We start from the raw sequence: 12,148 nt of genomic DNA on the forward strand, positions 1-12,148 counted from the left end.
CCACAAACGGGGGCGTGATGTTCGTAACGGTGTTGCTTGCAGCACGTCAATGAAGGCCCGAGTGGCGGAATGGCAGACGCGCTGCACTCAAAATGCAGTATCGAAAGATGTGTGGGTTCAAGTCCCACCTCGGGCACATTTCATACAAAGAATGACCTCCTGGAGACAGGGGGTCATTCTTGTTTCCGCCTGGTGCTGTCCGCGTAGCTCCGCTGGTGAATGGGAGATGGGGGGGGCAGTGCCCTCGCTGGGGCCGGTATTTCCTTGCCAGCATCATTGTGTCGCAGATATGTCCCCCAGTTCATGCATGGTCCTGTCCTGGCTTTGGGGCGTGGACAATGAGCACGGGACAGTGGGCGTGGGAAACGCAGGCGGAACTGACCGAACCCATCAGCAGGCCGGTGAATCCGCCAAATCCACGCCGGCCCAGAACCAGCAGTGAAGCCTCCTTACTGGCCTCGATCAGGCTCTGTCGGGGAGGCCCCATTTTCAGTCCGGTAGTCAGGTTTTCGGGCCAGTCCATGCCAAATGCGGCCTCGATCGCAGTGTCCAGAATCCCCTGTGCCGCCCCCTTGAAGTCGAAGGTGCCCACAGAGTAGGGGAGTTGGTAAGAAGTGGGAATTGTCCAGCACAGCAGAGCGTGGACGGGTGTGCTCAGTCTGGTGGACAGTCTGACAGCTTCCTGCAGTGCCGCAATGGAGGGTTGGGATCCATCGACCCCCACCACGATGGCTGTAGGGATCAGTTTGCCGTTCATGATGCATTCCCTTTGCTCTTTGGAGGCGTCCAGACCCAGTCGCGAATCTCCGGTAGATCCTTCCGATGCTCCCGAATACAACTTCCGTGCTTCTTGAACATCGATTGGCAATGGCCCGCCTGTTCCTGTGCCTCGTCAAAGTGCAGGCCCACCCGGTCCACGGCCTCCAACGCAAGGTGGTATGGGCTCATCAGGTTCAGGTGGCCGTGTAGGAGTTGATGGAAGGTGCGGCCGTAGCCGTGCAATGCCACTATCACCTCACCGTCTGCCGTGAATAGCCATTCAAAGTCGCGTCAGGTATACCGCGCGGATGCTCTTGCTTGTCCACGACCACCAGGTTCAGGCTGGGAACGGGGGTTCCGCCAAGGAAGTTCACGGGCGTGCTCCAGCCATTTTTCTTGTTGGATGGTCATGGAAGCACTCACCCTGGCAGACGTCTCGTAGGTGGCAAGAAGCCCGGGGTGGACCAGGACAGGATCGTTGCCGGAGACAACCGCCGGGGCCTGCCAGGCGCCCTCCAAGGGAGCCGCCTCCGCTTCGCCGTCCCCCACAACACAGGCCACGACGGCGGGACCGCCATGGCCGGGACCCATTACGAAGGGCATCCTGGCCCGGTATTGCGAATCAGCCGGTTGAGGTGGACGCAAATCAATAAAATCCCCGGGCTCGTATCCCAGTGCCCGAGCAAGCGATGTTTGATGTCCTCTGCCGCCAATGGTAGGCGCAGCACGGCATTGTCCTGAAGATAGATTTGCGCCGCAGTCAGGTAGCTGGCGGCATTCCAGTACCGGCGCAAGAGGGAGAATTCTGCGAGCAATCCGGCTTGACTGGACCCTCGTTGGGTTTGGTGGTTGATTCCATCAAGGTCGCTGTTCAAGGCAGGCTCCGTGTTCATTTCGCTGATTGTGTGCCGGGTCGACCGTCGTTCCGACGCAGGCAAACAATGTCCGTTACTCTCAGCGTGGCACGCACGGATTCATACCGTTAGGGCCCTTAGACTCTGTCAGGGCACGCCAGTGGCCGTGAAAGATGGAGGGAAGGCGCAGCTAGGCTGAACTGCTCGAAGCGCACACGAAAACTAACGAAAGATGGTTCGAGTCATGGAAGACCAGACAACCCATGGGGGATCACACATTGTGGTTGGTGTCGATGGCTCACCCGAGTCTGGGCTGGCCCTGCGATGGGCACAAACGCTGGCGGGCACACTTGGGGCAACCATCACCGCCGTCACAGCCTGGCACTTTGATACCTCTTTTGGCCCCTATACGCCGTCTGAATGGAATCCCGAGTCAGACGCCCAGCAGGTTCTGGCGGACGCCCTGGCACAAGCGTTTGGGGATCAGTTCCCTCCAGGATTGAAGGCACAGGCAATCCGGGGCCGTCCGGCACAAGTTCTCATCGATGAGGCAAAGTCCGCCAAGATGCTCATTGTCGGCTCCCGTGGGCGTGGGGGATTCGCCAGCTTGTTGCTGGGCTCTGTCAGTTCGGCGTGTGCTGAACACGCAAGTTGCCCGGTGTTGGTGGTTCATGGAGCGGAAGATGCTGCGGAGGTGGTGACTGTGGGCGAAATCCATGAGGACGTCGATGAGCCTAGCCGTATCAGCTGAGCCGGCAGACCTCACACAGATTTCAATTGCCGGCACAGCCCGACTGAGCGGTGAGCAAGATCTTCGTGAACTACAGTCCGCGGAAAGTGGCTTGAGTGGAGGGTTGAGCTAACGTAAGTTTCGCTGTCCGTGAGTTCGCGTCAGCGCTTACGCGGCGACAACCCCTCCGGTTTGTCGATCACGGTCCGCCCGTGTCATTCCACGAGTGGACGGCTCTCTAAGGAAACGCCATGGCCATCCTCGTTGGTAGCATTCTGGCCATCGTCATACTGCTCTTGATCGTGGCAGTGCTTGCCCTCCATGTAGTCAATCAGCATGAAATCGGCCTATTTTTCGCCTGGGCCGCGTCACAAACGTCAAAAAGCCCGGCCTAGCCCTGACTATCCCCGTGATCGAAAGGATGTCGTGAAATCGTTGGTTGCCATTGAAAACGTGACTCCGTGATCGACCAAATTGCCCAGACGGCCTTGCGGAAAGTCGTTGGGCAACACACCCTAGATGAGACGCTGGCTGCGCTTAAGGACATTCAGCTCCCTGACAGCATGAAACGTGCCATGGCACGCCAAACGGAAGTAGAGACGGAAAGGCGGGCAGAAATCATTGCCGCCAAAGGCGAATCATTGGCCGGCGGCGCGCTCGTCGGCGGCTCGGACACCATGATGGCAGACCCGCTGGCGCTCCAGCTCAGGAACCTCCAGACGCTGGTGGAGTTGGGCGTGGACAAGAACACCACTGTTGTATTCCCCGCCCCGCTGATGAGCGCCATCAGCGAACTGGGTGCTTTCATGGCCCGCGAGACCGCATTGGCGAAAGCTTTGAAGACACCTGGCGTTGCCGCGACGGGAATGCCCCGCGGCCTCGTTGACCCGCTTGCTGCCGTCCTCGAGAACCAGGCCAGGCAGACTCCTACGGACTTTAGGACTCTTTGATTTATGCGCGCCGGGCGGAGCGGCTCCACCTTGGCCTGCTTCTGGTTCATGTGATCCCTGAGGATCTGGTGTCACATGGGAATCCCGAGTACCGAAGTGTTCACGACGCCATTGCCGGCCTCCTGGAGAGTGAGGCAGGCAGGGCTCGGGAACTTGCGCCAGCTGTGCATGTGCAGACCAGGCTGGTCAGTGGTGAGACGGTTCCTGTGCTGGTCGAGTTGTCAGCCAGTGCCACCATGGTGGTGGTCGGAACGGACCGGATGGCCACGCGGGACGATATGGAGGGGCGTATGATCCTGGAGTCAACCGTCTCCTGCCTGCGAGCCCGCCAGATACATCTGAGCGTTTCCGACCGCTTCGACTCTGCGATACTCGTGGTGGGAAGCCGCGGCCTGGGAGCGGTGCAGCACGCGATCATGGGCTCAGTGACACAGGTTCTGCTTTTGCACGTTCCCTGCCCCCCTATCCTGACCCGACCAGCCGGGTGAGGATGACTTTGAGGGCCTTGGTTTCCGCCGCCCGGGAGAACGTGTCGTACGCTTCAAGGAACTGGTCAAAGGTGAAGTGGTGAGTTGCCAGTTTGCTGGCCGGGATCTTGTCCTGGGCCACGAGTTTGAGCAGCATCGGGGTGGTGCTGGCGTTGACCAGGCCCATGCTGATGGTGATATTTCTGATCCACAGCTCCGCCATGTTCAGGGTGACCGCCTGCCCGTGGACGCCGACGTTGGCCACGTGGCCGCCCGGCCGGACCAGATCCAGGGCCATGGTGAGGGTTTGCGGGGTGCCAACGGCTTCAATGGAGACGTCGACTCCGGCACCGTCGGTTAGGGCGAGTACCTGGGCTTTCCAGCCCGGGGAGCCGGAAACTACTGTGTTAGTGGCCCCGAAATCGAGCGCCTGATCAAGGCGGTTTTCATCCAGGTCGATGGCTATGATCGTCGCTGCTCCGTAGAGTCCGGCCGTGGCAATCGCGGCCAGGCCTACGGGGCCGGCCCCGATGACGGCGACGACGTCCCCCGGGGCGACTTGCCCGGCCTTGACACCAATTTCAAAGCCCGTCGGGAGTATGTCCGAAAGCATGACACCTTGATCGTCGCTGACATTCTCTGGCAATTTGTACAGCGAGTTGTCCGCATACGGGACCCTGACATACTCTGCCTGGGTCCCGTCAATGAGGTGGCCGAAGATCCAGCCAATGCCGGACTCACCTTCATCTCCAAGGCAGTGGGAGTACAGGCCGATTCTGCAGTTGGTGCAATGCCCACATGACTTGATGCACGAGATGATGATGCGGTCGCCGACGGTAAAGTTGCTGACCGTCTGGCCCAGTTCGATAACCGTCCCGACCCCCTCATGGCCAAGAATGCGCCCATTGTGCACGGCAGGAACGTCCCCCTTGAGGATATGCAGGTCAGTGCCGCAAATGGTGGTTGTATCGACGCGCACAATGGCGTCGGACGGATGAAGTATTGCCGGATTAGGGACATCGGTCCAACTGATCTGTCCTGGACCGTCGTAGACGAGCGCTTTCATTGTTTGTCCTTGCGTTGGGGGTGGTATTCGGACACGTGACTACTCAAAGGTTGAGCGTCGTGCATCGGCCAGTGGTGTAGTCCAAATGTCGGCCCTGGGGACGGGAAACCGCCGCCCATTGAGCGTCACTGTGTTGATGCGCACCACGTGTTCCTTGTTGCCGCCCTGCCACGGTTGAAGGGGCGGGACTGTGGGTTCGGCGAGCCCGGAGTCGTAGTGGAGCTCTTGGCCGATGCCGCACAGGACCACGCTCCAGGCTTGCTCTGTTGTCGCGTCGTAGCCATCGATTTCAAAGGCCACCTGGGAGTTGGAAGTTACGGCAAGGAATTTGGCTCCTTCGGCGGTGCGAAAAATGACCGAGACGTTGTTCACCGCGTAGTTGACCGGAAAGATTTCAGCGTGAGCTTCAATGACAACGGCCGGGGAATCGGGGGTAGTCACTGCCGGATTTGATTTCATCGTCATAGAACCGACTCTAGGGGTCTGGTGCCGGGGGCTGTAGGGCACAAAGCCCCCAACGGCGTGGGCTGGGTGGCCATACTTGAGAGCCGAACTTCGGCCAACCAGCGTAGTCTGTCGATAGTGGCCCAAATGAGGTGGGCCAGTGCCCGAATACCGATGGCCGATCGAAGGTGGGTCTATGGAAGAATTTAACGTGGATTCGGCTGAGCCATTGCTGCCGACTGCAACAGGCACAAGGATTGAGGATCTGCTCAGGGAATTTGTTGATCGAGCGGGCGAACTGCTCTCAACGCAGGAACGAATGAGGGGCTTGTTAGCGGCTGTCGTTTCAGTGGCCGAAGACCTCAGCCTTGATGCAGTTTTAGAGAGGGTGGTGAAATCGGCCTGCACGCTCTTGAACGCCCGCTATGCCGCGCTGGGAGTCATCGGTGAAGACCAGTCATTGAGCCACTTCATTACCGTTGGTATTGATGAGGATCTGATTCGCAAGATTGGTCCCTTGCCCACTGGGCACGGAGTCCTGGGCCTGTTAACCAGTGACCCGCGCCCGTTACGCCTGCATGATTTGAATGCTCACCCGGCCTCCGTTGGCTTCCCTGACAACCATCCGCCCATGGTGACTTTTTTGGGTGTCCCCGTACGTGTCCGGGGGAAGGTCTTTGGCAACCTGTACTTGACTGAGAAGGCAGGCGCCGAAGACTTTACGGTCGAGGATGAGGAATTGGCTGTAGCCTTGGCGGCCGCGGCCGGGGTTGCCATTGAAAATGCCCGTTTGTTTGAGGATGCCAGGCGCCGTTCTCGTTGGCTGGAAGCGTGTATGTACGTCACGGGCCGAATGATGGATGACGAACGGAACATCACCGAGAGTAGTCTGGACATGATCGCGGAGTCCGCTATGGCGGAATCGGACTCCGCCCTGACCATGATTGTGGTATCTGCGGAGAACGGACCTGAGCTTTATGTCGCAGCGGCCGTCGGGGAACGTGCACCGCTGCTGGTCGGGCGCACGTTGGCGTTGGACTCCCCGGCGATCGCAGAAGTGTTGCAGTCAGGTATCCCGACGGAGTTTGAAGATGCCACTGATCTGCTAGGCGAAGCGGACGGGACTGCCTTTGGGCCAATAATGGTCATAGCGTTGGGCCCGCAGGGAACAAATCAGGGTCTTTTGATCTTGGCGCGGAGCCAGGGTTCAGCCAGCTATTCCCGGATCGAAAAGGAAATGAGCGCCGTGTTTGGATTCCATGTTGCTTTGGCCTTGGAACTGGCCCGGACGCACAGGTTGCGTGAACAGCTCATGGTTTTCACCGACCGGGACCGAATCGCCAGAGACTTGCACGACGTCGTCATTCAGAGGCTTTTTGCCGCAGGGCTCAGCGTCCAGAGTCTGCAGCGGTTCATCACGGACAAGACGGCCTCGAAGAGGATCAGGGCCGTCACAACCGAGCTTGATGAGACCATTCGTGACCTGCGCAACACTATTTATTCACTGAGGGTCAGTGCCGGTGAAACGGAGCTGCTCAGCGATTTGATTCTGCGGGCCGTTCGCAATGCTGCCAGGCCGCTGGCCTTCGCACCGCGGTTGAATCTGGCTGGCCCCATCGACTCTACGATTTCCGAGGAGACGGCCAAACACCTTTTGGCAGTCTTGTCCGAAGGATTGAGCAACGCGGTGCGCCATTCCGATGCCGGCGCCATCGAAGTTTCCGTTGATGTTGTGGGGGAGACGGTGACCATCACTATTGACGACGACGGCGTGGGGTTGGGAGCCCCGGGTCAACGAAGCGGGCTTTCCAACATGGAACAACGGGCCAAAATACTCAACGGGACATTTGAGATTGGAAGTACAAACGGAAGGGGAACCCGCCTCAGGTGGTGCGTACCTGTGGCAGGTCCTCAATGATGTTCTGGAGTGCTCTTCCACCGCGTGTCGGTAATGAATACCGCCGCCTGGGTGCGTCGTTCAAATCCCAGCTTGGCCAGCATCGATGAGACGTAGTTCTTGATCGTCTTTTCGGCGAGAAACATTTCGCGGCCAATATCCCGGTTGGTTAAGCCATGCCCAATGAACTGCAGGACGCGGGCTTCCTGCGGGGTCAAGGCCGAGATTCGTGGATCCATGCGTTCTGGTTCGGCCAGTCCCTGGATCACTTTCGCCATCACCTCGGGGCTAAAGAGTGATTCGCCTTTGGCGGTCCGGTGAAGGGAGGTGAGTAAGTCTGTGCCGTCAATTTCCTTCAACACGTAGCCAGCTGCGCCGGCAAGAACAGCACCACGCAGCGCCTGTTCGTCGTCGTAACTGGTGAGAATAAGGCATCGCAGCGTTGGATCAACGGACCGTACGTCACGGCAGACTTCTATGCCCGTACCATCGGGCAGGCGGGCATCCAACACGGAAACGTCCGGATGCAATGCCGGAATGTGACGGGTGGCCTCCTGAGCCGAACCGGTAGAACCAATGACCCTGAAACCCTCGCCCTCCAGGAGTTCCTTCAATCCCCGCCGGACGAGTTCATGGTCGTCGAGAATGAAGACCGTTATGGGAGCTACAGGCTCGCGCGAGGTCAGTCGATCAGGATCAATTGGCCGATCCATGGTCCTCATTCTCCGTTCGTGATGATGGTTCCCACTGAGGGTTCTCTTGAGGCGTTGAAGTAGTCTTCCTTCGTTTGTATCAGTATTGCCAGTCTTTCTTACCCACCAAGGTCCAACAAGGGTACAAAGTCATAGGGGATCAGCCCGAGTTCTGTGTGTCCAGATCCGCCAGTTGCTGACCTTCCTGGCAGGCCAGCAACCTGCCCTTACCTCAGCGATCCCTGCTAGGGCTGCGATATGTGCCGCCGAGGCAGTTCGGAACTTTTAGGGAAGGAGGTTCAAGGACGTGTCCCAGTTGAAGTTCTCATGGGCGGGGCTGACTTGCAGGCCCATGACCAACAGCATCATGGCCTCCAGGTCGCGCGCCCGGCGAAGCGGCCCAACATCGATGGGCCGCAACCCCGACGCGGCAACAACGGAGCTGACCTTGAGCTTGGCCTGTTCCGAGTCACCAGCAATGAAGACATCCAGTGGCACTCTGGCCACCGATCCCAACTCCAGCGGCTTCGCGAAACAGGTGTTGAATGCCTTGACCACGAACGCATCGGCAGTGGTGTGAAGAGCGATTTCTTCGGCGGCTGAGGTTCCCACGGGGGTCACTAGGCTGTCGAAGGTGGCCAAGTCAACGGGGTTGCAAATATCCACCACTACACGTCCTGCCAGGGCATCACCGTAGAAGATCACCGATTTCTTGGCCTCAGCAAACGGTACAGCGAGGAAAACGATGCCGCCTTCGACGACGGCGCCTTCCCCGCCACCCTGAGCCCCGGCTCCGAGAAACTCGACGAGCTCGCGGGTCTTTTCCCCGTTGCGTCCCAGAATCTGCACGGAGTGCCTGGCACTGATCATCCGTACAGCGATGGACCTGGCCATATTGCCGCTACCAATGATGGTTATTTGTTCCATGGCTTTGCTGTCTTTCAGAAGGAGATGCGTGTGTAGGTGAATCTTGATGTGGTGGTTCTCATTCGGCTGAGGCGTGGGTGGCATTCGCTTGGGGGGTCCACCACTGCGCTGGATCGATCACCTTGAATTTACGGCCTGTGACTAAAGTTGGAACAATGCGGACAAAGGCATTCTTGTGCCCGGAGTGCCAGGGAAAGAGCATAAGAGAGTAGCTATCCAACACATCCTGGGTCGAACTGATGAGGGCGGCACTGCCTTTCACAACAACACTCCACGCAACGCCGCTGGCGGGGTCGACGCCGTCGGCCTCAAGGGCTACAGGCGTATCACGCTGGGCTGCGGCAAGCTTTGTTCCTTCGCCGGTGCGAAAGACAATGGTGCCATGGTCAACGGTGAAGTTGATGGGAAAAATATCTGGGTGGTCAGTGACCCAGACGGCCAGACGCCCCACGGATACTCCGCGAAGTAGGGCCCAGCACTCATGAACGGGTAGTTCCTCCGTGTGGGCGGCAGCTGGTTTGTTCATCATGGAATCGAGCCTAAACGGACGGCGCCGGTGGCACTAGAGTCTAAAGACCCGCAGCGGTGGCGATGCTCAAATTGCACTGCGGAAACGTGGAGTGGAAAGGTTTATGGTCCTCCCTGGACATCGGTATGCGGGCTGCGCTTTGTTCTAGGCCAAAGTCCTGAGCGGAACAAGCGGCTGCCCGATGTGCGGCGGAACGTCCAAGCCGGCAACCAGTCGGTTACCGATTTATTCAGCCCGGGCCGTCAGCGGAGCCAACTGCTCTGAATACAAGTGGACTTCGACACCGTTGTCCAGACCGTCAATCAAAGGTCGTATCTTATCGGGGAGCTCGGCACCCAGACCTAGCGCCGCCTAGACCCCATTTAGCACCTACCGGAGCATGCTGGCTGGGTGGTGTCCTCGGACGGGTTAGTTACTGCTGGCCCTCCGGGGACCCGCAAACGGTCAAAGCGCTGGCAGCTCGGACAAACAAGCCGCATGACCACGATCTTCACGCATAAGTCGAGAGTCGAGCGCCCCCAGGTCAAACTGCGGACGATCCAGGCTCAGGACGCACCCGTGCTTCACCGGCCGCTTCAGGACTCCGAAGCGGCGATTTCTACTGTGTCAGTGCACTCCGGGAGCCAGAGAAGATTGCCGTGGTCTATTGATGAGCCCCGCTGCAGCAGTCTCGTTCTGGCGGTGATTGATAAGGCTAGGAACGCAATGACTGGAACGAGTTGAACTGGACTTTAGGCAAGGGCGGACCTTCTGCTAAATGACCCGCCCCGATTTTAGCTTGTGCACAAGTAACTTGTGCACAAGCTTTTAACGTGCAAGACTGTAGATATGAGTGAGAGTGAAGAATCAATGGAGCCAAGTTCTGAACCTCTGGACCGCATGGTGTGCTTCGCACTGTACGCAGCAGCGCGAGCCACCAACCGCCGCTACATTGCCCTTTTAGCGCCTTGGGGCCTGACCTACCCGCAGTACTTGGTCTTAGTCCTGCTGTGGACGCGCCGTTCATTGTCCGTCAAGGAAGTTGCCGAGCATCTCATGCTTGACTCCGGCACCGCATCTCCACTGATTAAAAGACTCGAAGCCCGCGGCCTTCTCAGGCGCGAGCGGTCAGCTGCGGATGAACGCGCTGTCATTGTGTCCTTGACTGACTCTGGACTCGGCCTGAGGGAAGAGCTGGCCCATATTCCAGGCTGTATTGCCCAGTCCATTCACCTGACTCAGGCTGACGGACAAGCTGCACTTTCACTACTTCATGATCTGACTCAACGCCTCTCCAGCGCACTCGCCCTTGGAGAGAACCCCACTGAAAGGTCCACGCAATGAACCCCCTCTACACAGCTGAAGCCCTCTCCACCGGCGCAGGCCGAAATGGTCGCGTCAGGACAACTTCCGGAACGGTGGAACTGGACTTGGCTCTCCCTAAGGAAATGGGCGGATCTGGAAAGGGCGCAAACCCTGAAGAGCTGTTCGCTGCCGGATATGCGGCATGTTTCCACTCGGCCCTGCAGATGGTGGCACGCACCCAGAAAGTTGCTATCTCAGACACCTCCGTAGGGAGCCGCGTGAAGCTTCTTCCCAATGGCGAGGGCGGCTTTGTTCTCGCCGTCGAGCTGGAGGTTGTAATCCCCGAGATTGACCGGGACAGCGCCCAAGCGTTGGTGGATGCCGCCCACCAAGTATGCCCCTACTCCAATGCGACCCGGGGCAACATCGAGGTCACCGTTACCGTCGTTGACGACTAATCCTTCAACACTTCAACGCTGCACTTCACATCACCGTGGAGAGCAACCCATCAAAAATCACCGCTTCCTCGGGAGCAACACAGAATCACGATTGAGAGAATCATGCGCGCCCTAATGCACACTACGTTCGGCGATCCCTCGGAAGTCCTCACCGTTGAGAACGTCCCCGTCCCAGAACCCGGCGACGGCGAAGTCCGGGTCCGGCTGCTCCTGTCCCCCATCCATAACCACGATCTATGGACGATTCGCGGCACCTACGGGTTTAAGCCTGAACTTCCCGCGCGCGCCGGGTCCGAAGCCGTAGGTGTCATTGACTCCATCGGGGCTGGGGTCACGGAGCTGAAGGTTGGCCAACGCGTTGCCACCGGTGGCACCTTTGGGGTGTGGGCCGAGCAATTCATCGCACAGGCTGCGGCACTCATTCCTGTGGATGACAGTATTTCCGACGAGGTGGCTGCACAACTAGTGTCAATGCCCTTCAGCGCTATCAGCCTTCTAGACTCCTTAAAGCTGAACACGGGCGACTGGTTTGTGCAGAACGCCGCCAATGGAACCGTAGGGCGCCTCCTAGCGCAACTCGCCCAGGCCCGCGGGATCAACGTTATTGGTCTTGTCCGGCGCAGTGCTGGCATTGCCGAGCTTGCCGCACAGGGAATCAACAACATCGTTGCCACAGACACTGACGAATGGCCCGCGCAAGTGCGGGCCATCGCAGGCGATGCACCCTTTGGGGTTGGTATTGATTCCGTTGGTGGACGTGCCAGCGGGGATGTCCTCTCGCTCCTGGCAGAGAACGCCACGTTGGTTGTGTTCGGCGCCATGGCCTCTCCCATCATGGAGATCGGCTCCGGAGATGTCATTTTCAAACAGGCAACTGTTCGCGGATTCTGGGGAAGCAAGGTCAGCACGTCCATGCCTGCCCCACAGCGCGGTGCGCTGTTGGGTGAACTGGTCGGGTACATCAGCAGTGGCGTGCTGACACTTCCCGTGGAAGCGAGCTACTCCTTCGACGAGGCCAAAACTGCAGCCAAGGCAAACTTCACACGTGGCCGCACCGGCAAAGTCATGCTGCACCCCTAACACTGTGAAGC

17 protein-coding genes and 1 tRNA gene are annotated in these 12,148 nt (G+C 58.7%); 9 read left to right on the forward strand and 9 right to left on the reverse strand.

All coding sequences use genetic code 11. The features are described from left to right. Nucleotides 1–55 precede the first annotated feature (55 nt). Nucleotides 56–136: transfer RNA gene (locus tag ABIB48_RS01350), tRNA-Leu, on the forward strand. Between the two features lie 165 nt (nucleotides 137–301). Here ABIB48_RS01350 and ABIB48_RS01355 read toward each other — a convergent pair. The 4 genes from ABIB48_RS01355 to ABIB48_RS01370 all read right to left on the reverse strand — a co-directional run bounded on the left by ABIB48_RS01355 (nucleotide 302) and on the right by ABIB48_RS01370 (nucleotide 1,652). Continuing rightward, entirely contained in the window at nucleotides 302–757 is a 456-nt protein-coding gene (locus ABIB48_RS01355; protein WP_354211505.1) for a universal stress protein, read from the reverse strand. Further along, nucleotides 754–948 carry a phosphoketolase family protein gene (locus tag ABIB48_RS01360; RefSeq protein ID WP_354212007.1) on the reverse strand — a complete coding sequence of 65 codons (195 nt, stop codon included), beginning with the start codon at nucleotides 946–948 and terminating at the stop codon, nucleotides 754–756. Before ABIB48_RS01360 ends, ABIB48_RS01355 begins: the two co-directional genes overlap by 4 nt. Nucleotides 949–1,050: 102 nt before the next feature. Continuing rightward, nucleotides 1,051–1,350 carry a hypothetical protein gene (locus ABIB48_RS01365; protein WP_315915606.1) on the reverse strand — a complete coding sequence of 100 codons (300 nt, stop codon included), beginning with the start codon at nucleotides 1,348–1,350 and terminating at the stop codon, nucleotides 1,051–1,053. Then, the gene (locus ABIB48_RS01370) at nucleotides 1,350–1,652 is read right to left on the reverse strand and encodes a phosphoketolase family protein (RefSeq protein ID WP_354211507.1); all 303 of its coding nucleotides are present in this window, start codon (nucleotides 1,650–1,652) and stop codon (nucleotides 1,350–1,352) included. The genes ABIB48_RS01365 and ABIB48_RS01370 overlap by 1 nt, the downstream gene beginning before the upstream one ends. 205 nt (nucleotides 1,653–1,857) lie before the next feature. Between ABIB48_RS01370 and ABIB48_RS01375 the strand changes: the two genes are divergently transcribed. The 4 genes from ABIB48_RS01375 to ABIB48_RS01390 all read left to right on the forward strand — a co-directional run bounded on the left by ABIB48_RS01375 (nucleotide 1,858) and on the right by ABIB48_RS01390 (nucleotide 3,781). Continuing rightward, the gene (locus ABIB48_RS01375) at nucleotides 1,858–2,364 is read left to right on the forward strand and encodes a universal stress protein (protein WP_354211509.1); all 507 of its coding nucleotides are present in this window, start codon (nucleotides 1,858–1,860) and stop codon (nucleotides 2,362–2,364) included. Between the two features lie 230 nt (nucleotides 2,365–2,594). Continuing rightward, complete coding sequence (locus ABIB48_RS01380) at nucleotides 2,595–2,738, forward strand: hypothetical protein (protein WP_354211511.1); 144 nt, start codon at nucleotides 2,595–2,597, stop codon at nucleotides 2,736–2,738. A gap of 66 nt (nucleotides 2,739–2,804) precedes the next feature. After that, the gene (locus ABIB48_RS01385; protein ID WP_354211513.1) at nucleotides 2,805–3,293 is read left to right on the forward strand and encodes an SPFH domain-containing protein; all 489 of its coding nucleotides are present in this window, start codon (nucleotides 2,805–2,807) and stop codon (nucleotides 3,291–3,293) included. Then, entirely contained in the window at nucleotides 3,290–3,781 is a 492-nt protein-coding gene (locus tag ABIB48_RS01390) for a universal stress protein (protein ID WP_354211515.1), read from the forward strand. Before ABIB48_RS01385 ends, ABIB48_RS01390 begins: the two co-directional genes overlap by 4 nt. On the opposite strand, the gene ABIB48_RS01395 is transcribed toward ABIB48_RS01390, so the two are convergent. Further along, nucleotides 3,756–4,826, reverse strand: coding sequence for a zinc-dependent alcohol dehydrogenase family protein (locus ABIB48_RS01395; RefSeq protein ID WP_354211517.1), 1,071 nt, complete (start codon nucleotides 4,824–4,826; stop codon nucleotides 3,756–3,758). The two genes, ABIB48_RS01390 and ABIB48_RS01395, sit on opposite strands and share 26 nt — an antisense overlap. Nucleotides 4,827–4,865: 39 nt before the next feature. Continuing rightward, nucleotides 4,866–5,291: a pyridoxamine 5'-phosphate oxidase family protein gene (locus tag ABIB48_RS01400; protein WP_354211519.1), complete on the reverse strand. Its 426-nt coding sequence runs from the start codon at nucleotides 5,289–5,291 to the stop codon at nucleotides 4,866–4,868. Between the two features lie 175 nt (nucleotides 5,292–5,466). Here ABIB48_RS01400 and ABIB48_RS01405 point away from each other — a divergent pair, with 175 nt between their 5' ends. After that, nucleotides 5,467–7,188: a GAF domain-containing sensor histidine kinase gene (locus tag ABIB48_RS01405; RefSeq protein WP_354211520.1), complete on the forward strand. Its 1,722-nt coding sequence runs from the start codon at nucleotides 5,467–5,469 to the stop codon at nucleotides 7,186–7,188. On the opposite strand, the gene ABIB48_RS01410 is transcribed toward ABIB48_RS01405, so the two are convergent. The 3 genes from ABIB48_RS01410 to ABIB48_RS01420 form a co-directional block, all read right to left on the reverse strand. After that, nucleotides 7,182–7,880 carry a response regulator gene (locus ABIB48_RS01410; RefSeq protein ID WP_354211522.1) on the reverse strand — a complete coding sequence of 233 codons (699 nt, stop codon included), beginning with the start codon at nucleotides 7,878–7,880 and terminating at the stop codon, nucleotides 7,182–7,184. The genes ABIB48_RS01405 and ABIB48_RS01410 overlap by 7 nt on opposite strands. Before the next feature lie 264 nt (nucleotides 7,881–8,144). Further along, a complete protein-coding gene (locus ABIB48_RS01415; RefSeq protein ID WP_315915622.1) occupies nucleotides 8,145–8,786 on the reverse strand; it encodes an NADPH-dependent F420 reductase in 642 nt (213 codons plus the stop codon). A 58-nt stretch (nucleotides 8,787–8,844) separates the two neighbouring features. Next, nucleotides 8,845–9,315, reverse strand: coding sequence for a pyridoxamine 5'-phosphate oxidase family protein (locus tag ABIB48_RS01420; RefSeq protein WP_354211524.1), 471 nt, complete (start codon nucleotides 9,313–9,315; stop codon nucleotides 8,845–8,847). Between the two features lie 828 nt (nucleotides 9,316–10,143). Between ABIB48_RS01420 and ABIB48_RS01425 the strand changes: the two genes are divergently transcribed. From ABIB48_RS01425 to ABIB48_RS01435, 3 genes are all read left to right on the forward strand, one after another. Beyond that, on the forward strand, nucleotides 10,144–10,638 hold the full coding sequence (locus tag ABIB48_RS01425; RefSeq protein ID WP_245932166.1) for a MarR family winged helix-turn-helix transcriptional regulator: 495 nt from the start codon (nucleotides 10,144–10,146) through the stop codon (nucleotides 10,636–10,638). Next, nucleotides 10,635–11,057: an organic hydroperoxide resistance protein gene (locus ABIB48_RS01430; RefSeq protein ID WP_110106187.1), complete on the forward strand. Its 423-nt coding sequence runs from the start codon at nucleotides 10,635–10,637 to the stop codon at nucleotides 11,055–11,057. The genes ABIB48_RS01425 and ABIB48_RS01430 overlap by 4 nt, the downstream gene beginning before the upstream one ends. A gap of 102 nt (nucleotides 11,058–11,159) precedes the next feature. After that, nucleotides 11,160–12,137 (forward strand): zinc-binding dehydrogenase, encoded by a 978-nt coding sequence (locus ABIB48_RS01435; protein ID WP_354211527.1) that lies wholly within the window; start codon nucleotides 11,160–11,162, stop codon nucleotides 12,135–12,137. The last annotated feature ends 11 nt before the right edge of the window (nucleotides 12,138–12,148 follow it).

It is taken from the genome of Arthrobacter sp. UYCu511, from assembly GCF_040547105.1.
Taxonomy (GTDB): domain Bacteria; phylum Actinomycetota; class Actinomycetes; order Actinomycetales; family Micrococcaceae; genus Specibacter; species Specibacter psychrochitiniphilus.

What these genes read in the sequence shown, in the direction of transcription:
- ABIB48_RS01355 (WP_354211505.1), bottom strand. Translation starts at nt 757, where the DNA reads ATGAACGGCAAACTGATCCCTACAGCCATCGTGGTGGGGGTCGATGGA.
- ABIB48_RS01360 (WP_354212007.1), bottom strand. Translation starts at nt 948, where the DNA reads ATGAGCCCATACCACCTTGCGTTGGAGGCCGTGGACCGGGTGGGCCTG.
- ABIB48_RS01365 (WP_315915606.1), bottom strand. Translation starts at nt 1,350, where the DNA reads ATGGGTCCCGGCCATGGCGGTCCCGCCGTCGTGGCCTGTGTTGTGGGG.
- ABIB48_RS01370 (WP_354211507.1), bottom strand. Translation starts at nt 1,652, where the DNA reads ATGAACACGGAGCCTGCCTTGAACAGCGACCTTGATGGAATCAACCAC.
- ABIB48_RS01375 (WP_354211509.1), top strand. Translation starts at nt 1,858, where the DNA reads ATGGAAGACCAGACAACCCATGGGGGATCACACATTGTGGTTGGTGTC.
- ABIB48_RS01380 (WP_354211511.1), top strand. Translation starts at nt 2,595, where the DNA reads ATGGCCATCCTCGTTGGTAGCATTCTGGCCATCGTCATACTGCTCTTG.
- ABIB48_RS01395 (WP_354211517.1), bottom strand. Translation starts at nt 4,826, where the DNA reads ATGAAAGCGCTCGTCTACGACGGTCCAGGACAGATCAGTTGGACCGAT.
- ABIB48_RS01400 (WP_354211519.1), bottom strand. Translation starts at nt 5,291, where the DNA reads ATGACGATGAAATCAAATCCGGCAGTGACTACCCCCGATTCCCCGGCC.
- ABIB48_RS01405 (WP_354211520.1), top strand. Translation starts at nt 5,467, where the DNA reads ATGGAAGAATTTAACGTGGATTCGGCTGAGCCATTGCTGCCGACTGCA.
- ABIB48_RS01410 (WP_354211522.1), bottom strand. Translation starts at nt 7,880, where the DNA reads ATGGATCGGCCAATTGATCCTGATCGACTGACCTCGCGCGAGCCTGTA.
- ABIB48_RS01415 (WP_315915622.1), bottom strand. Translation starts at nt 8,786, where the DNA reads ATGGAACAAATAACCATCATTGGTAGCGGCAATATGGCCAGGTCCATC.
- ABIB48_RS01420 (WP_354211524.1), bottom strand. Translation starts at nt 9,315, where the DNA reads ATGATGAACAAACCAGCTGCCGCCCACACGGAGGAACTACCCGTTCAT.
- ABIB48_RS01425 (WP_245932166.1), top strand. Translation starts at nt 10,144, where the DNA reads ATGAGTGAGAGTGAAGAATCAATGGAGCCAAGTTCTGAACCTCTGGAC.
- ABIB48_RS01430 (WP_110106187.1), top strand. Translation starts at nt 10,635, where the DNA reads ATGAACCCCCTCTACACAGCTGAAGCCCTCTCCACCGGCGCAGGCCGA.
- ABIB48_RS01435 (WP_354211527.1), top strand. Translation starts at nt 11,160, where the DNA reads ATGCGCGCCCTAATGCACACTACGTTCGGCGATCCCTCGGAAGTCCTC.